Source organism: Budvicia aquatica DSM 5075 = ATCC 35567 (genome assembly GCF_000427805.1).
Taxonomy (GTDB): Bacteria; Pseudomonadota; Gammaproteobacteria; order Enterobacterales; family Enterobacteriaceae; genus Budvicia; species Budvicia aquatica.
On sequence record NZ_KE386592.1, the window covers coordinates 80,545 to 101,591 of the forward strand.

General features: G+C 45.9%; 17 protein-coding genes. 8 read left to right on the top strand and 9 right to left on the bottom strand.

The features are described from left to right. Nucleotides 1-70 precede the first annotated feature (70 nt). The 7 genes from yhdP (at nucleotide 71) to YWE_RS0125840 (ending at nucleotide 8,818) form a co-directional block, all read left to right on the top strand. Nucleotides 71-3,892, top strand: coding sequence for an AsmA2 domain-containing protein YhdP (gene yhdP / locus YWE_RS0125810; RefSeq protein ID WP_029097021.1), 3,822 nt, complete (start codon nucleotides 71-73; stop codon nucleotides 3,890-3,892). Beyond that, entirely contained in the window at nucleotides 3,892-4,740 is an 849-nt protein-coding gene (gene nit1 / locus YWE_RS0125815; RefSeq protein WP_029097022.1) for a deaminated glutathione amidase, read from the top strand. The genes yhdP and nit1 overlap by 1 nt, the downstream gene beginning before the upstream one ends. Before the next feature lie 5 nt (nucleotides 4,741-4,745). Continuing rightward, entirely contained in the window at nucleotides 4,746-6,191 is a 1,446-nt protein-coding gene (gene tldD, locus YWE_RS0125820) for a metalloprotease TldD (protein WP_029097023.1), read from the top strand. A 187-nt stretch (nucleotides 6,192-6,378) separates the two neighbouring features. Continuing rightward, nucleotides 6,379-6,879, top strand: a complete 501-nt coding sequence (locus tag YWE_RS0125825; RefSeq protein WP_029097024.1) for a DUF1993 domain-containing protein — start codon at nucleotides 6,379-6,381, stop codon at nucleotides 6,877-6,879. 155 nt (nucleotides 6,880-7,034) lie between these two features. Then, nucleotides 7,035-7,904, top strand: a complete 870-nt coding sequence (locus YWE_RS0125830) for a DUF817 domain-containing protein (protein ID WP_211231067.1) — start codon at nucleotides 7,035-7,037, stop codon at nucleotides 7,902-7,904. 159 nt (nucleotides 7,905-8,063) lie between these two features. Beyond that, the gene (locus YWE_RS0125835; RefSeq protein ID WP_036017176.1) at nucleotides 8,064-8,558 is read left to right on the top strand and encodes a ribonuclease domain-containing protein; all 495 of its coding nucleotides are present in this window, start codon (nucleotides 8,064-8,066) and stop codon (nucleotides 8,556-8,558) included. Continuing rightward, complete coding sequence (locus tag YWE_RS0125840) at nucleotides 8,558-8,818, top strand: barstar family protein (RefSeq protein ID WP_029097027.1); 261 nt, start codon at nucleotides 8,558-8,560, stop codon at nucleotides 8,816-8,818. Before YWE_RS0125835 ends, YWE_RS0125840 begins: the two co-directional genes overlap by 1 nt. A 25-nt stretch (nucleotides 8,819-8,843) precedes the next feature. On the opposite strand, the gene YWE_RS0125845 is transcribed toward YWE_RS0125840, so the two are convergent. The 6 genes from YWE_RS0125845 to yjgA form a co-directional block, all read right to left on the bottom strand. After that, the gene (locus YWE_RS0125845; protein ID WP_029097028.1) at nucleotides 8,844-10,325 is read right to left on the bottom strand and encodes an AAA-type ATPase lid domain-containing protein; all 1,482 of its coding nucleotides are present in this window, start codon (nucleotides 10,323-10,325) and stop codon (nucleotides 8,844-8,846) included. A 321-nt stretch (nucleotides 10,326-10,646) separates the two neighbouring features. Continuing rightward, nucleotides 10,647-12,290, bottom strand: a complete 1,644-nt coding sequence (gene phsC / locus YWE_RS29325; protein ID WP_051323602.1) for a thiosulfate reductase cytochrome B subunit — start codon at nucleotides 12,288-12,290, stop codon at nucleotides 10,647-10,649. Between the two features lie 10 nt (nucleotides 12,291-12,300). After that, a complete protein-coding gene (locus YWE_RS0125855; protein ID WP_029097029.1) occupies nucleotides 12,301-12,732 on the bottom strand; it encodes a cytochrome c3 family protein in 432 nt (143 codons plus the stop codon). A gap of 15 nt (nucleotides 12,733-12,747) precedes the next feature. Then, nucleotides 12,748-14,373, bottom strand: coding sequence for a flavocytochrome c (locus YWE_RS0125860; protein ID WP_029097030.1), 1,626 nt, complete (start codon nucleotides 14,371-14,373; stop codon nucleotides 12,748-12,750). A gap of 19 nt (nucleotides 14,374-14,392) precedes the next feature. Then, nucleotides 14,393-16,054: an HAL/PAL/TAL family ammonia-lyase gene (locus YWE_RS0125865; protein ID WP_036017177.1), complete on the bottom strand. Its 1,662-nt coding sequence runs from the start codon at nucleotides 16,052-16,054 to the stop codon at nucleotides 14,393-14,395. Nucleotides 16,055-16,314: 260 nt separating this feature from the next. Continuing rightward, a complete protein-coding gene (gene yjgA, locus YWE_RS0125870) occupies nucleotides 16,315-16,872 on the bottom strand; it encodes a ribosome biogenesis factor YjgA (protein WP_029097032.1) in 558 nt (185 codons plus the stop codon). A 387-nt stretch (nucleotides 16,873-17,259) separates the two neighbouring features. On the opposite strand from yjgA, the gene pmbA reads away from it, so the two are divergent. Then, nucleotides 17,260-18,600: a metalloprotease PmbA gene (gene pmbA / locus YWE_RS0125875; RefSeq protein ID WP_029097033.1), complete on the top strand. Its 1,341-nt coding sequence runs from the start codon at nucleotides 17,260-17,262 to the stop codon at nucleotides 18,598-18,600. 132 nt (nucleotides 18,601-18,732) lie between these two features. On the opposite strand, the gene rnk is transcribed toward pmbA, so the two are convergent. From rnk to ptsN, 3 genes are all read right to left on the bottom strand, one after another. Further along, nucleotides 18,733-19,140, bottom strand: a complete 408-nt coding sequence (rnk, locus tag YWE_RS0125880; RefSeq protein ID WP_029097034.1) for a nucleoside diphosphate kinase regulator — start codon at nucleotides 19,138-19,140, stop codon at nucleotides 18,733-18,735. A 314-nt stretch (nucleotides 19,141-19,454) separates the two neighbouring features. After that, entirely contained in the window at nucleotides 19,455-20,324 is an 870-nt protein-coding gene (gene rapZ, locus YWE_RS0125885) for an RNase adapter RapZ (RefSeq protein ID WP_029097035.1), read from the bottom strand. Between the two features lie 194 nt (nucleotides 20,325-20,518). After that, a complete protein-coding gene (ptsN, locus tag YWE_RS0125890) occupies nucleotides 20,519-21,034 on the bottom strand; it encodes a PTS IIA-like nitrogen regulatory protein PtsN (protein ID WP_029097036.1) in 516 nt (171 codons plus the stop codon). Between the last annotated feature and the right edge of the window lie 13 nt (nucleotides 21,035-21,047).

Below are 21,047 nucleotides of genomic sequence, written 5' to 3' on the forward strand. Positions count from 1 at the left end.
TGACCGGTGTTTAAGCCAACGGATGGCTGTTGATTGTTAAAGTCGCTGTATTAGGGGAATAGGGGGAAGGATGAGGCGAACCAGCCACATGCTATTAAAAGTACTCACTGTACTATTAGTGTTACTTACGCTGATTGTCGGTGGCTTGCGCGTTACTTTACCCAATATTAATCAACACCGTGAGTTTATTTTAGATAGCGCATATAAACTGACCGGAATTCCTATGCAGATAGAGCATATGGACGGTAGTTGGGAAATGTTTGGCCCGACGTTAGATTTACGCGATATCACCCTACAAACGACCGTCGGGAACATTGATATTTCCCGTGTCACATTAGCCCTTGATGTTTGGCAATCTCTGCTCCATTTCCGCTGGCAGTTCCGAGATCTTACATTTTATCAATTGAATGGCGATCTGGACTACACGTTTGGGCAATCCCAGCAAAGTGAAGGTGACTCGCAAGCGGCGACGCTAGAAAACATCTTCTTAAAGCAGTTTGACAATTTTACCCTCAAAGATAGCCATCTTTCTTTTTTAGGGCTGTCTGGCGATCGTATTTCGTTGAATATACCTCGTTTAAGCTGGCTTAATGACCGAGCCCGTCACCGGGCAGAGGGGCAGCTTGATGTTACTACGCCGGCAGGTAAGCACGGGTTATTGCAGGTTCGCTTGGATTTAAGGGACCAAGAGGGGCTATTGGATAACGGGACTGTTTATTTACAGGCTGATAACGTTGATATGATGCCATGGCTAAGCCTTTGGTTTAAGACTAATTCTGGATTTGATAATGCCCAATTCAGTCTGGCATCTTGGTTGTATATTAAAGATGGAGAAATTGATGGCGGTGATGTTTTACTCAGTAAAGGTAATGCAACCTGGCACAGTAACGATCAGAACCATCGGTTAGACGTTGAACAACTGTCGGTAAATATGAGTCGACAGCCAAATGGCTGGCGCTTAGATGTACCCTCCCTCAATTTAAAAACTGACGGAGCTGAATGGCCGAAAGGTAAAGTAAGCCTGTTCTGGCAGCCGGAAGCCGTTTTAGCTTCCGGTGAAAAGCGTGAAGAGCAATTGCGTATTCGTGCCAGTGGCCTGAATCTTGATCGAATCAACCCACTATTACCCATATTTAGCTTTCTGACTCCGGATGTGCTTGACGTTTGGTTTAAGCTTAATCCCAAAGGTGACCTGCCGCTGGTTGCGTTAGATATTCCATTGCAGACACCGGAACAGACTCAGTTTTTAATTAACTGGAAAGATGTTAACTGGCAGCCATGGAAACAAATTCCTGGCAGTAACCACACCGATGGTTCTATTCGAGGTAGTGCCAGTAGTGGAAGCGTCAATGTTATTCTGAATAACAGTACTCTGCCTTACGGCGATATGTTCAAAGCACCGCTGGAAGTCAGTCAGGCGAATGCCACGGTAAATTGGAGCCATGATAAAGACCATTTTCGCCTATGGGGCGATAAAATAGATGTGCAGGCTAAATCTCTGTGGGTTAACGGCGGTTTTGATTTTACCGCCGTTGAAGGAGAGCAGCCGTGGCTTAGCATATTAGCCGGTATCAGGCTTTATGACGGCGGCGATGCGTGGCGCTATTTTCCGGTACCTTTAATGGGTAAAGATTTGGCCGACTATCTCTCATCGGCGATTATTGCCGCGAAGTCTGATAACGCGACGCTGATTTACTCCGGTAATCCGCAGAAATTCCCTTATCCGGATAAAGACGGCCTGTTTGAGGTTTATGCTCCGCTGACCGAGGCGATCTTTAAATTTCAGCCAGACTGGCAGCCTCTGTCTGAGATGTCTATAGACCTAGATTTTATTAATGATGGCCTATGGATGAAGGCTCCGAGGGCCAAGCTGGGAAATGTTACCGGAACGGATATTGAAGCCATTATTGCAGACTTTTCTAAACAACATTTGACGGTAACGGCTGATGTTAACGGTGAAGGGCGGGATGTTCGTGACTATCTGAATCACTCTCCGATGAAAGATACTATTGGTTCAGCGCTGGATGAACTGGATATTGGTGGTAATGTTCGTGGGCACTTACAGTTAGGCATTCCGCTGGACGGTGAGGATGTTATTGCGAAAGGTAAAATAAGCTTAAGTAATAACAGTCTGTATATTAAGCCTATTGAATCTACGTTAGAAAATCTTAGCGGCAGTTTTGATTTTAATAACGGAAACCTGACCAGTGGGCCGCTGGCCGCAAACTGGTTCGGGCAGCCGGTTAGTCTTAATTTTAGTACTCAAGAAACCAAAAAAGATTATAAGGTGAATATTAATCTCAACGGTAATTGGGCGCTGGCTAAACTGCCGTGGTTACCCGATAGCATTAAGCCTAAGCTGTCCGGTAATGCTAGTTGGAAAAGCGCTGTCGATATTACACTGCCGCCGAAAGGTACGGCTAAATATGATGTGGCGTTTAGCGGTGACCTGAAGAGTGTAAGCAGTCGCTTACCAGCTCCGTTAAATAAGAGTGCAGGCACTTCGCTACCGATAAAGCTTGAAGCTAACGGCGATCTGAACGGATTTAGAATGAACGGATCCTTTGCTGGTAATCAGGATATCGATAGCCAGTGGGCGTTCGGAAAAAATGGCACTAAGTTATCCCGCCTAACGTGGACCGCGAATAACGCGAAAACACTGGAATTACCAACAACGGATATGCTGTACATTCAGCTACCTGCTTTTGATGCTGAAAAGGTACTTCCGGTGCTAGCGCCGTTGTTAAATAGCAATAATCTTAGTGGCATTAATACACCCGGTGGTTTGCAATTACCTCAACGATGGATGTTTTCTGCTCCGCAGATGGCACTGGCCGGGCAATACTGGAATGGGTTGACGGTAGATGTGCAAAATCAACTGAATGCGACAAATATAGCCATCAAAGGGAAAGAGATTAATGGTTCGTTGGACATTCAGCCTGGCCAGCCATGGAATGTAAATATCGATTATTTTTACTTTAACCCCAAGCTAGATAGCCTGCTGAATTCTGACAAAAATGATGCCCATCAAGCCACTAAGGGGGAGCTCGCTGCCTTTAATCTTGAGCGGTTACCGGGAATGAAAATTCGCTGTAAAGATTGTTGGGGAATGGGGCAGCGCTTAGGGATTGTGAATGCTGACGTAAGCTTTCGTAATAACAGTATCAGTATCGCTAACGGGCTGATTGACGCCGGGGTTGCCAAGTTATTATACAGCGCTGATTGGCTGCGTTCACCTGCGGGTTCGGCAACTCGAGTTGACGGCCAGCTTTCTGGTGATAATGTGAGCCAAAGCATGCAGTATTTTGGCGTACATACACCACTCCAAGGTGCTCCATTTGATATCTCATTCGATCTTACATGGCAGGGTGAGCCATGGGCGCCTAGATTGGATACCTTAAATGGCCAAACAACCGCTAAGTTAGGTAAAGGTCAGATCAACGATGTCGGTGGGCATGCCAGCCAAATCCTTCAGCTTCTGAGTTTCAATTCGCTGCTGCGTAAGCTACGGCTCGACTTTAGCGATACCTTTAGCAATGCTTTTTTGTTTGATAGCATTACCGGTAGTACTAAAGTGGTTAACGGTATAGTGAAAACCAATGATTTACTGATTGATGGGCTATCGGCTGATATCGCCATTGATGGTAGCGTTGATTTAGTTAACCAACGATTGGCTCTTAATGCGGTGGTAGCACCTGAAATTTCTGCTACTGTAGGCGTTGCAACGGCATTTGTGATTAATCCGATAGCCGGCGCTGCGGTATTTGCAGCCAGTCAGGTGCTGGGGCCGCTATGGAATAAGGTTTCTTTTATTCGCTATAAGATTGATGGCGATTTTGGTAATCCGGTGGTAGATGAAGTACTACGTAAACCGATAGAGGATGGAAGTTGATGAGAAAGTCTAATGTTGCCTTATTACAATTATGCAGTGGGGATAATATTCGCGCTAACTTAGCGCAGATTGAACAACAAATTAAGCAACTGCAACCTCATGTGAAATTGGTGATGACGCCTGAGAATGCGTTATTGTTTGCGGATACGCCTGTTTATTATAAAAATGCGGAAACAGAAGGCAGTGGTCCTCTACAGGACGCTATTCGGGAAATGGCTATTCGTTATGGCGTCTGGATTCTTATCGGCTCAATGCCGTTAGTCAGTAAAGATGATCCTAATCGCCTGACCGCCAGTAGCTTATTGTTCGACGATCAGGGAGAGCTGAAGGCCCGTTACGATAAGCTACATATGTTTGATGTGGATGTGGCAGACAGCCATGGCCACTATCGTGAGTCTGATACTTATGATTACGGTAAGCATATTACCGTGGTTGATACCCCCGTTGGCCGGTTAGGGATGACTATTTGCTATGACCTGCGTTTCCCCGGCCTGTTTCAGGCATTGCGGGCTCAGGGCGCTGAATTAATTTCTATTCCGGCTGCATTTACCCGCGTGACCGGTGAAGCCCATTGGGAAATCTTGTTACGTGCCCGTGCGATAGAGAATCAGTGCTGGGTTTTAGCACCGGCTCAGGTCGGGCGCCATGGCGCTACCCGCCGTACTTGGGGCCATACCATGGCAATTGACCCATGGGGCACGATTGTTGGTTTGAATGCCGATACGGTGGAAGGAATAAAGGTTCATGTTGATACCTCTGGTATGCAAAAGCTTCGCGAGCAAATGCCAGTAATGCAACACAATAGATTTCAGCCGATGCTGATAAACCCACAGACAAAGAGCGAATAATCATTATGAATCTGACATTGGTCAGTGAGCAGTTACTTGCTGCTAATAAATTAAGCCATCAGGACTTATTTAACGTTCTTGGCCAAATGTCTGAACGTCGTTTGGATTATGCCGATCTCTATTTCCAATCCAGTTACCATGAGTCCTGGGTTATCGAAGATGGCATTATTAAAGATGGCTCTTACAACATCGATCAGGGCGTTGGCGTGCGAGCGGTTAGCGGTGAGAAAACAGGATTTGCCTATGCAGACCAAATTACGCTGAACGCATTAACGCAAAGTGCCCATGCTGCGCGCAGCATCGTCAGTGATAAAGGTAACGGAAAGAGTCATGTTTTAGGGGCTGTGAATTATGTTTCCCTCTATCCGGCCTTAGATCCGCTACAAAGCCTGTCCCGCGAAGCTAAAATTGAGCTATTGCATCAGGTTGATAAAGTTGCCCGTAATGCTGATAAACGAGTTCAAGAAGTGACGGCAAGCATCAGCGGTGTTTATGAGCAGGTACTGGTTGCCGCTACTGATGGAACCTTAGCCGCAGATATTCGTCCACTGGTTCGTTTCTCTGTTAGCGTATTAGTTGAAGAAGATGGAAAGCGTGAGCGCGGTTCTAGCGGCGGCGGTGGTCGGGTTGGCTATGACTATTTCCTTGAAAATACCGATATGGGAATCCGGGCTGAGGTTTACGCTCAGGAAGCCGTGAGAATGGCGTTAATCAATCTTTCGGCTATTGCGGCTCCCGCTGGTGCAATGCCCGTCGTTCTGGGTGCCGGTTGGCCGGGCGTTCTGCTACATGAAGCGGTAGGCCATGGGCTGGAAGGTGATTTTAATCGTAAAGGCTCATCTGTTTTCAGCGGGCGGGTAGGCGAGTTAGTGGCTTCTGAGCTATGTACCGTTGTTGACGACGGTACTATGGTTGGGCGCAGAGGCTCTGTGGCTATTGATGATGAAGGCGTTCCGGGCCAGTACAATGTATTGATCGAGAAGGGCATTCTAAAAGGTTACATTCAGGATAAGCTCAACGCTCGCCTGATGGGGTTATCACCAACCGGAAACGGTCGCCGTGAGTCTTATGCCTGCTTACCGATGCCACGCATGACTAATACTTATATGCTAGCCGGGCAGTCAACGCGTGAAGAGATCATCGCCAGCGTAGAATATGGTTTGTATGCGCCGAATTTTGGCGGAGGTCAGGTCGATATTACTTCCGGTAAATTTGTATTCTCTACTTCTGAAGCCTATCTGATCGAAAATGGCCGTATTGGCAAGGCGGTTAAAGGCGCAACCTTAATCGGTTCCGGTATTGAAGCTATGCAGCAAATTTCAATGGTGGGTAACGATCTGGCGCTGGATAAAGGGGTAGGCGTTTGTGGTAAAGAAGGGCAGAGCGTGCCTGTTGGTGTCGGCCAGCCTACCCTTAAGTTAGATAATCTGACAGTGGGCGGTACGGCTTAGTTTATTGATATAACTGGCCCTTCAGCGCGGAGGCTACTAGCGTCTCGGTGACGTTGGGCGCTATAGGCTATTTTCTGTCAGAAAGCAGGATTTATATCCGAACTGAGCTTTAGTTCGGCAATCTGATTAGCTTACGGACGTAGTGTCGTAAGGACTAATCGTTGTGCACTGTTTTTCAGGAGTTAAAATGAGTCTGTCTTATTATCAAATAGCGACCCAAAGCACCGTTCGGGGGCTGAATAATTTAGATCATCTGATCGATTTAGCCGTTATCTTCTGTGCTGAGAAAAAGATTGAGCAATCCGTTTTACTGAATGCGCGACTGTCGCCGGATATGTTCCCGCTGTCCCGCCAGGTTCAGTTAGTCAGCGATATGACAAAAAGCTGTGCTGCCCGTCTGGCTGGCCTTGACGTACCGAGCTACAAAGATGATGAAACCACTTTTGAGCAGCTAAAAGAGCGGATTGCAAAAACCATCGCGTTTATCCAAACCATAAAAGAGCAGGATTTCAACGGCTGTGAAGATCGTAAAGTCACACTCAATTGGTACCCGGATCCGATGACCAGCGAAGTGTTCCTGCTGCAACATTCTCTGCCGAATATCTATTTTCATATTACCACTGCGTACAATATTCTACGCCATAACGGTGTTGCCGTTGGTAAACGGGATTATTTAGGGCAAATTTAATTCGTTGTAACCTTATTATTTGCCAGTAATAGAGCTTTGGGGAATGTCTCCAAGGCTCTATTTTTTATTGCTGCTTCACTTCACACTGGCTTCATCTATTCTACATATTACATTGCTACATTTTTGCCATTAATGAACATGGCAGGAACCAGGCAATGTCCGCGATTGATATTTATCCTTATCCATCATCTAACTATGCGTTTTCATGGTATACACCGCGTTGGATGCATAGCCTGCCTTTACCGCTATTAGAGTTCTGGAGTTTTGGTATTAAAGAGGCGTTAAGCTGTATTTTTGCCGTCACTTTTTTTATTACCTTAGCGTTCTCTAAGCTGGTCCCGTTAGGGAATTTACCCCGTTATGATTTTGTTTTGATTATCGCTCTGGCGGTGCAATTTTTAATGGTGTATAGCGGACTGGAGACTAAAAGAGAGCTGATGGTTATTTCGTTATTTCATCTGCTCGGGCTGGCGTTAGAGATATTTAAAACATCGCCGGCAATTGGCTCATGGAGTTATCCCGAATTTGCCTATACCAAAGTATTCGGCGCGCCGTTATACAGTGGATTTATGCATGCTGCGGTGGCCAGCTTTATGTTGCAATCCTGGTGCCACCTTTCTTTAAGGTTGACGGGATATCCGCCTCACCTTGTGGCTATATTATTAGCATCCGCTATCTATCTGAATTTTTTTACTCATCATTTTATAGGTGATTATCGTTGGTTATTAACCATTGCGTTAGTGATTGTTTTTTGGAAAACAAAAGTTCACTTTAAACCCATGGTTCGTGAATTTTGGATGCCATTACCGCTGGCATTTTTATTCATCGGTTTCTTTGTCTGGATAGCTGAAAATATAGCCACGCTGTTTGGCGGATGGCAGTATCCGAATCAGGTGAATAGCTGGGCATGGGTCCATTTAAGTAAAATAGGCTCATGGGGACTATTAGTTGTAATAACTTTTGTTATCGTTGCTGAGTTGAAGTTATTCAGTAAACGTAAAGATAAATCTCAGCTGACAGATTAAAAAATAAGGACTATTTTCTCGAAGACATTATTTGGATACAGATAGTGACATTTAATTGAGTGATTATGTTGGTTAATTTTTTAGGAGTGTTAGGATGGTGAAATTGGTTTGTTTAATCTAATGTATTAGTTAACGGTCATCATTTTTGATTAAGAGAATATGAAGAGAAATACGCTGGGAATATTAGTTTTTTGTGTGTTGTTGATTATTGTCGGCATTGTGTTCAATAAGATGTATTCCACTGATGATACGTCTGCAATATCAACATCACCGCCAGCGACGACACAATCAAAGCCCGTGAGTTCATCTTCTGTTGATATAGATCAGCTCACCCGGCAAGACGTTGTCGTGAGTTATTTACGTAAGAATGATCGATTACCGGACTATTATGTGACAAAGCAACAGGCCCGTGCACAGGGATGGAATTCTCGAGAAGGTAATTTGTGCAGCATATTACCCGGTAGGGCAATTGGCGGAGATCGCTTTTCTAATCGGGAAAAAGCCTTACCTACCGCATCCGGGCGGATATGGTTTGAGGCAGATATTAATTATCGTTGCGGCCATCGAGGCGCAGAGAGATTACTTTATTCTAATGACGGCTTAATTTATGTGACCCACAATCACTATAAAAACTTTACTGAGGTTATACGATGATGAAAAAGGTTATTTTTGACTTTTCAAACATAGGGTCAATGTCTGATTTTTACCTGCAATTTGTCGATATATTTCTGCTACCGGATTGGTTTGGTAATAATCTTGATGCGTTATGGGACATGCTGACCGTACAAATTAATCTACCGGTAGAAATAGTATTTTTGCATTTTGATAAACAGTCGCTGGATTTTAGATCGCTATTTTCCCTGTTTAAAGATGCAGAAGAGGATTTAGACGGGCTACTGACTTTCACCCATTGAGCGTGACAATGGTTTAATTGTCAGCCTATTCCCGGCTATTTTGCATAAAATTTTCTTTGGTTATTCCCAGTTTTTTCATTTTACTGTTAAGCGTATTACTGTTTACTTTAAGCAGTTGAGCTGCGCCACCTTCCCCCGACACTTTTCCATTAGTGTGTTTCAGCACATCAATAATATGGCGTTTAACTATTTCATTCAGCGATAAAATACTCGGTTCGGCCCCTGATAATTCCTGCTCATACTCCCCAGGCTTTATATCCAGAATATCGCTATGAGATGAGATTAAGGCTTTTTCTAAACGGGCAATCAATTCTGCAATATTTCCCGGCCAGCCATAGGTGAGTAATGAACGCTGGAAACGGGTTGATAATAATGGCAAACGTCGCTGATATTTTTTTCCCAGCTTTAGCAGATAGTGGGTGACCAGCTCAGGAATATCTTCTTTTCGTTGCCTGAGGGGCAGTAGCGAGATACATAAACAAAACAGTCTGTCGAAGGCACAGCAGCTCAATAAATTATCAGAATCTACCAGCGTTTGATTGGGCAGCGTGCGGGTAATAATAATGTGAGACAAACGATCTTGCTCTTGCCCGATCTGGATATTTTTCATTATCTGAATGCGTATATTTTCAGGTAAACACTCAATGTTCTCAATAAGCAGCGTTCCGCCCGCTGCGAAATCAAACAGCGTATCGTTAATGGCATCTTGCTGAGATATTGTGACTACTTTAGGCGACTTATCTGGCTGGGTAATAAATAACGTCATGGTCTCAGCATAAAGCGCCGCAAGCGGCTTATCAGGCTGATTGAATAACTGATGAATATGGTGAGCTAAGCGGGATTTACCGGTACCTTCCTCACCGTTAATGACTATCGGCTGATGGCTTTGAGATATTGCAGGCAATTGGCTCAGTAAGGCAGAAATAGGACTGTTCTGTGCGGCAATAAATCCGGGGGGCAGTAGCTCTTTCGGCTGAGAAGCATGATGTGAGGTATGAGAAGAGTAACGGGTATGCTTGTTCTCTTCACTAATCAGCCCCAGATGTAATAACGCACGGGATGCCAATAGCGAGAATGGGCCGCGCAGCGACTCAACCAGTGCCGCGTGCTGCGGCTGGAAGGCGTTGACCTGATAGCTAAAAAATACTACGGCACCTAAGCGGGTATCATCCACTTTAAGCCGCATGACAATAGCTGACTTCACTTTGCGAAAGTGAGTTTTAACCACGAAATCAGTCAATGGTTCATCGGATAAACGGTTCAGAATGACGGTAGTAAAGTTATCACTGACAATAAAATTAGACAGAACGTGTTGCGGGATAGAAAGAACGTCCAGCTTCAGGTGGCTGCGATTTTGCGTGGCGAGTGCTAAGAACTGAATGCTCTGGATATCATCGCGATAATAATTCAGGAATATTCCATCAATAGGAAAGCTTTTCGGTGCGGCTTTGACACAGGCCGAAATGGCTTTATCCAAATGAAGAGTACTGCACAACGCTTCATGCATAGTAAGTATCCCTGTTATTTAGCCATGCCTCATGGGTTGTTTATTAGACTAATATTCTTAAATGTAAACTTTTGTATAGAGGCATGCCCTGATTTATCTCAATCTAATTAGGGTATTCATATTTATTTAAATATCAGTTTGTTATCTAGATTAATCACAGTGTGTTAAATGGTTAAAATATTGGGTTAGATGTTTTATATTTTGAACCAATATGTTCTCAATAAATTGAAATCAGATAATTAAAATAGAAAACCCCTTTTATCGATAAACCGATAAAAGGGGTTGGATGACGGCTAATAAACAACTACGTTGTCATTCTAATCAGTGCTTATCACCTTTGCTTTTATAACGGTGATAACCATCAACCATACCTTTAAACAGTGCGCTCAAGCTATCACCGGTAGTGCAAAGATACAGATGCACCAGCAAGAATAGCAGGGAGATTGCCGCCAGCCCGTAGTGGGTATAAGCCACAACCAGCTTGCCCGGAAGGCCAAATAAAGTTGCTGGCGTATAGTCGGAATAGAGCATCAATAATCCGGTAACTATCAGTAGCGGCACGACCAAATACATGACGGCGACGTAGCCTAGCTGCTGTAATGGATTAAATTTATTGTTCGCCGTCGGGTGCTCGGGGTGCTCCGCGCCGGTGAATATGCCATACAGATAGTATCTGGTTTGTCGATATATTCTGCCCAATAGCCCTGAAATCCTGATGATATAATGGTGACCATTTCCTAGCAGGTTTATCAGGATAAACATTAGCCAGATAATGCAGAGCGCGATACCAACGAAATTATGCAGATCAACCCAGGTTGCAAGTTCTCCCTGAGCGAAATGCATGCCAACGCCAGAGACCAATAACAAAATAAAACACAGGGCATTCAGCCAGTGCCACACCCGGACCGGTAGGGTATACAGGTAGGTTTTATGCCATGACATTGCTGCGGTTAATGACCTGCGTTTCGAGGCCGTCACTAAACGAATCAGGCCGTGCCCGAACAGTAGTAAGAATAGCCCTCCGGTGAGGGTGATAATGGTTTTATCCCAACGAATATCGCCGTTAGCACCAATCATATAGCTGTTGGTAAATAGCGTACCCTTAACCCACTGGATCTGTTTTTCTGCCGGAATGCCGCCCAAAGCATTGAGCTTATCCTGAAGCGCTTTGTCATCAAACAGCCCCTGATTAAGCAGGCTGCCGGCCAGGTTCTGTTCTACCGGCGTGAAGTTTTGTCGCTGAATTAACAGTGACTCTTCGGAGTGGCATTGCTTACAGGTTAGGCTCTCTTTAGCCGGTGCAATATTATGCAGGGTGGTGTCCTGACTGCTGGCATGACAATCGATGCAGCGCAGTGAGCTTAAGTGCAGTGGCGGATTGGGTAATGACTGATGCGTCAGGTCTTGCTCAGTGACTTTCTTACCTCCGGACAGGGTTTTATATACCGTTGGTCGGGTATGGCAGTCGGTACACATCGCGTTCGATGCTGTGATTTGCTGTGCAGTTGGTTGAGTGATAATACCCGCCTGCATGGTATGAGCGTCATGACAGGATTCACAGGTGAACTTCCCCTGATCTATCTTGGTTGCATGTACGCTCTTTTTATAAGCATCGGTAATCTTATGCTGGATCAGTCCGTGGCAGCTTTCACAACTGTTGGATGCCACGGTGGTTTGAACATGAGGCAGGGCCTCAAATCCGGCATTGCCGTTGACACTTTGGTGGCATGCTACGCAGGGAACTTTTGCGTGGACGCTGTCCTGATAGCTTTCATCCGTAATCAACAGCTTAGCTCCGGACTTATCCGGCGTAACGGCATGAATATCACTGTCACTATGGCAGCGCTGGCACTGGGCGTTAATGTCTCCGGCGGCCTGAGTATAAAGAGCAAAGGTGAGTAAGCCCAATATCCCGGCGGCACGGAAGATATACCCCAGCCATTTTCCTATTGATACTGTCTTCATCATATCCTCATCATGGTTTCATATTGGGGTATTTGAACAGGTGACAGCTATTGCAATAGACCTTGGATGGTTGATGCTCGCTATGGCATACACTACAAGGCACATCTTTACCGTAGTGAATTGAGTTGTGCGGGTTTGGCTCTGGGTGTGCCTCATCCGATTTTGGCTCGGTCATAGCGGCTATCTGGTCAGTACTTCCGTGACAGGTCAGACAGTTATCGTCGTTAGGTGGCGTGGTTGGGGTTTTAGCGCCGTGGCAGAGCTGACAACTGGCCTGATTACCGGTTGCTTCCAGTGGTTTATGGTAAGGTTTAATAGTGATATCACTGAGCTTTTGCTGAAAGGCTTTACCGTCATTGGCTGGCTCAGCCGTATTCTGAGCCCAGACGGTAAAGCTGAACAGCGCAAGTAAAACAATAGCGATACGTTGATAAATAGACATAGCTTCTCCCGTTGCTTAGGCGTTGTCTGATGCTGACGTGTTAAACAAAGGGTCGGCAGGTCTGGTGGCAATATGCGCTCCGGCAATCCTCCCCAGCACTAGTCCATCGGCGACGGCACAGCTGCCCAATCGGCTGGCACCATGCGGCCCGCCGGTGACTTCTCCGGCGGCATATAAACCATTAATTGGTTGCCCTGAAATGGAATCGATAACCTGTGCGTTAACGTTGATTTGAACGCCACCCATGGTGTAATGCACCTTTGGCCAGACTCGGACGGCAACATAAGGTCCTTGCTCTATTGATATCGCCCGGCTCACATCTTTGCCCATCGGATCTCCGCTGCCTTTCTTTACCGCAGCGTTATAGACATCGACTTCTTTTTGCAGGTTTTCATAGGGAATAGCGAAGTGATCCGCCAGCTCTTTCAGGGTGTCGAACTGCCAGGCTACGTTATATTTGAGTGCACCGGGCAGGCTTTGAGCCTGCTTAGCGCCTTCAAGATTGGTAAAGCAGACCGGATAGACCGGTTTACCTTCAGCATCTCGTTGCGCAAGAATGGCATCTTCTCTGGCTTTGCGGTCAGCCAGTTCGTTAGTGAAACGCTTTCCGGTACGGACATCGACGATGATTCCCTGTGGGTAGCCGGCAATGGTATTAAATTGGGAAACGTATCCGAAGCCTTTTTCATCAGGAGAGGACCAAGGCCCCAGTTGGATCAGATCCAGCTGTACCGGGGTTGCGCCGATTTTTAACATGGCCAGCATGGCTTCTGCCGTTGCCCCTTCATGGTTAGTGGTATCGACATCGGTATTTAGCTGCGGGTCTTGCAGCATACGAAAGCGTAAGTCATTACCAAAACCACCGCTGCACATGATAACTCCGTGGCGGGCCGCATAGTTTCTGGATGTACCTGACGCTTCATCCGGGAAGCGGTAATCTTCCTTAACCTGAATGCCGATAACGGTTTGTTTGTTATCCTGAATAAAGGATTCAAACTTGCAGCGTGTTTTAAATATCACCCCTAATTTTTGAGCGGATTCACGCATTGGCATAATGATGCCAGCGCCAGAGCTCTCAACGGTTTGTAAGGTCCGAGGAACCGTATGCCCGCCAAAGTGTTGAACAAACGGCTTGTAACGTACGCCATGTTTTAAGGTGAATTCATAGGCCTCCAGCGTGCCATTAACTAATACGTGGAGGATATCCTGATGATTCAGCCCGCGTCCGGCCTTGAGCATATCTTTAAACATCAGTTCCGGTGAATCTTCAATGCCGGCCTCTTTTTGCAGCGGTGAACCGGCGACGGCAAATGCGCCGCCGTTAATAGTCGAGTTGCCACCGAATACTGGCATCTTATCAATCACCAGTACGCTCAACCCGTGTGATTTTGCCTCCAGTGCGGCGGCCAGACCGGCAAAACCACTGCCGACGATAATCACATCATAAATTTGATGAAAGCGGGTTCTTCCGCCGGACAGGGTTTCCGGTACATTAATTGTCACTGGAGCAGCATGCCCTGCCTGACTCATTGCCAGCGACATCATGCCACCGGTTGCTAACAAAGCACTTTTGGTTAAAAAGCGCCGGCGGGTCGGGCTATTAACTTCATCAGGTGGTAATACTTTTTTATCATTACTCATTATCATGTCCTTCAGATCTTTATTTCTGGCCGCGGTAACCGGCAACAATTTCTGCGCTGTGTTTGATGTCGTCAGTGTAAATTCGGTCCTGATCGACAAAAGGAACCACTTTGCGATAGGTCTGATAAAGAGCCTGAGTTTGCTTACTTTGAGCAAGTTGCGGCACTATCTCTTTACGTAAATCGATAGCTTGAGTTGAATGAAGCAGTTCAAGGCCATAAATCACGGCAATGTTATCGACGATGTGCTGTAAACGCTGAGAGGCATACAGATTGTTGGTGAAGGTATCTTCAATGGTACCGGCCATAACCTGACCATCCAGCGAGACCGGGTTAGCCAGATCAACGATTTCTGAGTGAAGTGCCACCTGAGGTTTTTGAATAGCGCCGAAAGCGTGCCCGGCGTTGTCTTTAGCGGTTAGAAAACGACTCAGGCCGGTAAAGTGATCGTCTGACAGGTGCAGTGTGCGTTGGACGCTGTTATGAGAAAGATGAGCTAACGACAGAGACAGATGTTCAACGGCCAGTGCCAGCGGTAACGGCTCAAAATTAGCACTCGGGTAAATGGCGCCTTTAATATCTTTGCCCTGTACGTAGTACTGTTTTACCTGACTGTTATCAGCATATTCCTGTGAGGCATCCAGAATAACCGCCGGGTTATCATCAGAGCTGTTCATCTGTATGGAGAGCATTTGCTGAGCGTTGGCCAGATCGCGTTTAGCTTCGTTTAAAGCAAAGACGGTGGTGCGGAAGGAGAGAGGATCCTGAAGCGGACGGGTATCATTTTTTTCCCACAGATAGGAGCCGGATAAGGTATCGCGAATATCTTTCGCGCTGTCAGCCAGACCGGGGAACGGGCGAACGGCAATGTTCTGTGGTAACACCGGAGAAATATTGCCGTTCAGTCCTTCGAGACTCATGGCGAACACGAGCGGAGTGATATCGATAATCTGCTGAGCATTCATAATCGCTTTAGCAGAATAGGCGGTCGATATAGCATTGGTCGATAGGATTGATAGCGCATCTTTGCCTATCGGATCCAGCGGTGTAATTCCTGCTTTGTTCAGGGCTTCGGCCGCGGGGATGACTTTGTCATTCACTATTACTCGCCATTCACCCATCATGGCATCACCAATATGAGAGGCCAGAGTAATATCGGCTTCACCGACAGAGCCACGGGAAGGGACTACCGGCGTGATACCTTGATTAAGGAACTTCTCATACAGTTCAGCCACGTAGGGTTGGGCTCCCGTCGCGCCAGTCAGCATGGTGTTTAAACGGATCACCATGGCTAAGCGCACCATATCAACCGGCATATCGGGTCCAACACCGGCACCGTGAGCGCGTAATGCATTACGGTTAAAGGCTTTTGACGCCTCCATCACTTCCGGGCTGAGCTTTCCATGGGCATCAAACAAGGATTTGTCTTTGTTTAAGCCAACGCCGACGGTTAATCCATACACCGGAACGCCTTGTTCAGCCGCCAGCATCAGCAGCTGATTTGATTTTTTCATCCGTTCCATTGCGGCCGGATCGATACGAACATGTTTCCCCTGTGACGCAACGGCCCACGCATCGGTAACGGTGAGATTGTGGCCGTTGAGGACCAGTGATTCCTGTGCCATTAGGCAGCCGCTAAATAACGAGCCGGCAATAAGTGTTATCGCTGTATAGTTTTTCATTTTTATTTCCCATAATAAAGTTATGGGTATTCTAAGTATTTATAGGTAGACGGACTTAGAAGCAGTGGGCACATCAGAGGGGCGGATTTTTGATATATCGTAAAAAAAAGATAAGGCTAAATAATCATCACATGTTTGTTAATGATTGTTGGCACAATGGTTATTGAGTATGAGGAAATGAGCGGGGGGCGATTTTGTTATTGCGTTATCCCGCTATGGTACGGGATAACGCAGACCATAATAAATGAGTTGAGGAAGAGTTACTCTTCTATATTCTCGGCTAACTCGCGCAGATAATGAAAAATCTGGCGATAGGTTTTTGGCGGTTTATTCGCCGAACGCTCTTTCTGAGCCTGACGCACCAGTGAACGTAATTGTTGACGGTCAGCGTGAGGATAAAGCTCCAGCACGGTGGTAATGGCATCATCTCCGCCATCCAGCAGGCGGTCGCGTAAATTTTCCAGTTTATGGAACAGGGAAATTTGCTGGTTATGGCGGTTATTTAGCTTATCCAATGCCGTCTGAATAGGTTCGACATCGCTGGAGCGCAGCATTTTACCAATCAGTTGAAGCTGACGACGGCGGCCTTCTTTTTTAATACGTTGGGCTAGTTCGACGGCAGCACGTAGATCTTCATCCAGCGGAATACGGTCCAGTGCATTTTTCCCCAGATCCACTAATTCAGCACCAAGATCTTTTAGGGCTTCAGCATCGCGTTTAATTTCACTTTTACTGACCCAAATAATCTCGTCATCTTCCTGTTCATCTTTAGGGAGATCGTTATCTTGCCATTCGCTGTCGCTATCGAATTTATTCATATGTTTACTTAACCTAAATAGGGTATACCTGTCATATTCCAAGTTGCAGGTGCGCTGGTCGCGTTCCTACAATGGGTATTAATTAATCTGTTTTTGTTCTATCCGTTATATCTTTCGTCTTTCACATTGTCGCTCTCTTACTGCAAATTCAATGACTTTGGATATACCATTAGACAGACAAGGCCTAAACAAGCTCAAGTTACTGCCAGAAGCCGTTATTTAGGATCGATATATTTACTATTAATCTTAACAGGTAGTTGGCTTTCTGCGAAATCATGTCTCTGATTCTCCGCATTCTGTTGCCTGCTGTAACGCCAATTACTTTAGCAGCAGATCCTGTTAAACTTTGTTCAATCTTTTTTATTGATGATGGCAGAACCCAAGACAATGAATATAGTTACCCAAGTTACAGAGCAACGCAAAATGCTTGAGCAGGCCGTTGCTCAGGCACTGGAGCTCGCAGGAGCCGCATCTGATGCTGCCGAAGTTGCAATTACTAAGTCTACCGGTATCGGCGTCACTACTCGTTTCGGCGAAGTTGAAAACGTGGAGTTTAACAGCGATGGTGCTTTAGGCATTACTGTTTATTATCAACAACGCAAAGGGAATGCGTCATCAACTGATTTAAGCCCCGATGCCATTGCCCGTGCGGTTCAGGCTGCGCTGGATATTGCCCGCTATACGTCACCGGATCCCTATTCAGGGCTTGGTGAGCGCGAACTGATGGCTTTTGAGGCTCCCGATCTGGATCTTTTCTATCCGACAGAGCTGGATGCTGAAAAATTTATCAAACAGGCATCTATTGCTGAGCAAACTGCGTTGCAGATTGATAAGCGTATTACTAACAGTGAAGGCGGCAGCTATAACAGCCATTATGGCATTAAAGTTTATGGTAACAGCCACGGTATGTTACAGAGCTATTGTTCCAGCCGTCATTCTCTCTCATGCTGCGTAATTGCTGAACATAACGGCGAGATGGAGCGTGATTATGCGTATACCATCGCCCGTGATGTGAATGATTTAGAGACCGCAGAGTGGGTCGGACAGGAGTGTGCCCGCCGTACGCTGTCCCGTTTAGATGCGCGTAAGTTACCGACAATGAAAGCGCCAATTATGTTTTCGTCTGAGGTAGCAACCGGGCTGTTTGGACATTTAGTTTCGGCTATCAGCGGCGGTAATATTTATCGTAAATCGTCCTTTTTACTTGACCACCTAGGTCAGCAGATTCTGCCCGACTGGCTGACGATTACTGAGTATCCCCATTTATTAAAGGGCCTGGCTTCAACTCCGTTTGATAGCGAAGGTATTCGTACTCAGCAGCGTGATATTGTCAAAGCCGGTGTTTTAGAAACCTACTTGCTGACCAGCTATTCTGCCCGCAAGCTGAATATGACAAATACCGGTCATGCCGGCGGTATTCATAACTGGCGGATCCCGGGGCAGGGTAATGACTTTAATGCGATGCTGAAGCAGATGGACCGCGGGCTGTTGGTTACGGAGCTTATGGGGCAGGGCGTGAGTACTGTGACGGGCGATTATTCTCGCGGCGCAGCCGGTTTCTGGGTTGAGAACGGTGAGATTCAATATCCGGTGAGTGAAGTGACCATTGCCGGTAATCTCAAAGAGATGTTACGAAACATTGTGACGATGGGTAATGATATTGAAACTCGCAGTAATATCCAATGTGGTTCGGTGCTGCTTGAAGAGATGAAGATAGCCGGTGAATAAAACGCTTTATTTTGGATAGGGTGTGAGTTATTTAAACGGTGAAATAAAAAACAGACTTCAATAACCGAAGTCTGTTTTTTTATGCTGAAATGAAAAGCATCTTTAGCTATCAAATATCCGTGTCAGGATAGATTAGCGATACTCACCGGCAGCTTCCGGCTGATACAGTAACTCCAGTACTTTAATCTTAGCAACGGTGTCATTTGGCAGATGCCAGCTGATATTGTCACCAACGCGCAGGCCAAGCAGCGCAGCACCAATGGGTGCCATAACTGAAATTTGTTCACTGCTGTCTTTCAGTGCATTAGGGAATACAAGAGTTCGCACGCGCTCTTCCTGATTACTCAGGTCAATAAAGCGCACTCGGCTGTTCATTGTGACGACATCAGCCGGAATTTTTTCAGGCGCAACGATTTCTGCCCGATCGATTTCTGAATTGAGCGCTTGTGCCACCGGTGATGAAGCGAATTCAGGGTGTTCAAGCAACATATCGATACGCTCTGCATCCAGTTCATTGATGATTATGGCGGGTTTAAGCATACATCACTCCGATATTATCTTTGATTAGAAGAATCCCATCTAATTTTGTTTTTCCACTCCGCCGATCTCCAACGCATTTGGCTATCAGCGGCTCATATAAAAAATCTATCGAACAAAACAAAACCCCCGCAGGTAAAATGCGGGGGCTTAAAAACGTTTATTGCCCGATATTAATAGAAATAATATAAAAGAAAGAGATCTGGATCACGACCTGCAATTTCTATTTTTCGACATTAAGTACAAATATCAGACTACATGTCGTCAATCATATCAGCAAAGTTACAGGATAGCCAATAGCCGGTCTCTATCCGTTATTAGCTGTTTTTACCGTCATTTTTTCGTTTTTCTAACGTACGGTGACGCGATTGCACGTTTTTACCCCGAGAACGGAAGTAGTCAGCCAGCTGTTCTGCAACGTAGACAGAACGGTGTTTACCGCCGGTACAGCCAATAGCCACGGTCAAATAGCTGCGGTTGTTGGTTTCCAGCATCGGTAGCCACTGTTCAAGGTAGCTTCTGGTCTGATAAATAAAGTTATGTACTTCAGTATGGCGATCGAGGAATGAAGCCACCGGTTTATCAAGGCCGGTCATCGGACGTAGTTTCGGATCCCAGTGCGGATTGGGCAGGAAACGTACGTCAAACACGTAGTCGGCATCAATAGGAATACCGTGTTTAAAACCGAAAGACTCAAACACCATCGTCAGTTCACGTTCGCGCTTACCTAACAGGCGAGTTCTTAGCATTTCAGCTAACTCATGAACCGACATCTCAGCGGTATCAATGATTAAGTCAGCCCGTGAACGCAGCGGTTCAAGCAACAGGTTTTCTTCATCAATCGCGCTTTCTAATGAGAGGTTTTTATTAGATAGCGGATGCAAACGCCGGGTGTCGCTATAGCGTCTGATTAAGGTATTACGGTCAGCATCAAGAAACAGTAACTGTGGAGAGAAGTTACTCGGTAAGTTATTGAGTACTTCTTCCAGAATTTCTGGTGTTTCAGGCAGATTACGTACGTCAACGCTGACCGCCGCTGAGATATTGCGCTCAGCTAAGGTTTCGGCCAATTGTGGCAATAAGACAACCGGTAAGTTGTCGACACAGTAGAAGCCCATGTCTTCTAATGCGCGTAATGCAACAGATTTTCCTGAGCCTGAACGGCCGCTGACAATCATCAGCACCATGTTGCTACTCCCCTTGATAATCGCTATACGATCTTAAATTCTAAATTCAATTTATGCTGGCAATGTTGGATTTCGGCTTATGTTATCAGGTTATGTCGATTCTAGTTATTACCAGCCTAATCAGCAGTCACAACAACGTCCATTGCGCGTTCATGTTCACAACATGGTAATGACGTTAACATGAACCTTAATTTTTAAACAGATTGATTTTCTGCTGTTTCACTTTCCGTGCCATTGGATGGTTCTTTGGTAATGAGCTGGTAAAGCTCATCGTCAGTCTTCGCCATTCTCAACTGGCGGCAAAGAGATTTATCGGCCAATCGTTGTGCAATGGCCGATAAGGTTTCTAAATAAGACTGACACTCTTCTGCCGGGACTAAAAGAGCAAACAGAATATCAACCGGTTGGTTATCGACGGCATCAAAATTTACCGGGTGTTCCAGGCAAATAAATACTCCCACGGCCCGGGTGGTATCTTCGATTAGCTTACCGTGGGGAATGGCAATTCCGGCACCAATGCCGGTGCTGCCCATACGTTCACGGTTGAGTATGGCCTCAAATACAACGGCTGTAGGAATATTCAGCTGGCTGGCAGCCAGTTCGCTGACGATTTCAAGAGCACGTTTTTTACTGGTGCAGTGAACGGCACTGCGCGTGCTTTCTAATTTTAAAATGGAGCTTAATTGCATAGTGGGTAGACTGTTCATCATGTAGATGCCATTG

Excerpts from the sequence above, each read along its gene's own strand:
- tldD (WP_029097023.1), top strand. The coding sequence starts at position 4,746 with ATGAATCTGACATTGGTCAGTGAGCAGTTACTTGCTGCTAATAAATTA.
- nit1 (WP_029097022.1), top strand. The coding sequence starts at position 3,892 with ATGAGAAAGTCTAATGTTGCCTTATTACAATTATGCAGTGGGGATAAT.
- YWE_RS0125865 (WP_036017177.1), bottom strand. The coding sequence starts at position 16,054 with ATGAAAAACTATACAGCGATAACACTTATTGCCGGCTCGTTATTTAGC.
- YWE_RS0125830 (WP_211231067.1), top strand. The coding sequence starts at position 7,035 with ATGTCCGCGATTGATATTTATCCTTATCCATCATCTAACTATGCGTTT.
- rapZ (WP_029097035.1), bottom strand. The coding sequence starts at position 20,324 with ATGGTGCTGATGATTGTCAGCGGCCGTTCAGGCTCAGGAAAATCTGTT.
- YWE_RS0125845 (WP_029097028.1), bottom strand. The coding sequence starts at position 10,325 with ATGCATGAAGCGTTGTGCAGTACTCTTCATTTGGATAAAGCCATTTCG.
- pmbA (WP_029097033.1), top strand. The coding sequence starts at position 17,260 with ATGAATATAGTTACCCAAGTTACAGAGCAACGCAAAATGCTTGAGCAG.
- YWE_RS0125860 (WP_029097030.1), bottom strand. The coding sequence starts at position 14,373 with ATGAGTAATGATAAAAAAGTATTACCACCTGATGAAGTTAATAGCCCG.
- YWE_RS0125835 (WP_036017176.1), top strand. The coding sequence starts at position 8,064 with ATGAAGAGAAATACGCTGGGAATATTAGTTTTTTGTGTGTTGTTGATT.
- ptsN (WP_029097036.1), bottom strand. The coding sequence starts at position 21,034 with ATGATGAACAGTCTACCCACTATGCAATTAAGCTCCATTTTAAAATTA.
- phsC (WP_051323602.1), bottom strand. The coding sequence starts at position 12,290 with ATGAAGACAGTATCAATAGGAAAATGGCTGGGGTATATCTTCCGTGCC.
- YWE_RS0125825 (WP_029097024.1), top strand. The coding sequence starts at position 6,379 with ATGAGTCTGTCTTATTATCAAATAGCGACCCAAAGCACCGTTCGGGGG.
- yhdP (WP_029097021.1), top strand. The coding sequence starts at position 71 with ATGAGGCGAACCAGCCACATGCTATTAAAAGTACTCACTGTACTATTA.
- rnk (WP_029097034.1), bottom strand. The coding sequence starts at position 19,140 with ATGCTTAAACCCGCCATAATCATCAATGAACTGGATGCAGAGCGTATC.
- YWE_RS0125855 (WP_029097029.1), bottom strand. The coding sequence starts at position 12,732 with ATGTCTATTTATCAACGTATCGCTATTGTTTTACTTGCGCTGTTCAGC.
- yjgA (WP_029097032.1), bottom strand. The coding sequence starts at position 16,872 with ATGAATAAATTCGATAGCGACAGCGAATGGCAAGATAACGATCTCCCT.
- YWE_RS0125840 (WP_029097027.1), top strand. The coding sequence starts at position 8,558 with ATGAAAAAGGTTATTTTTGACTTTTCAAACATAGGGTCAATGTCTGAT.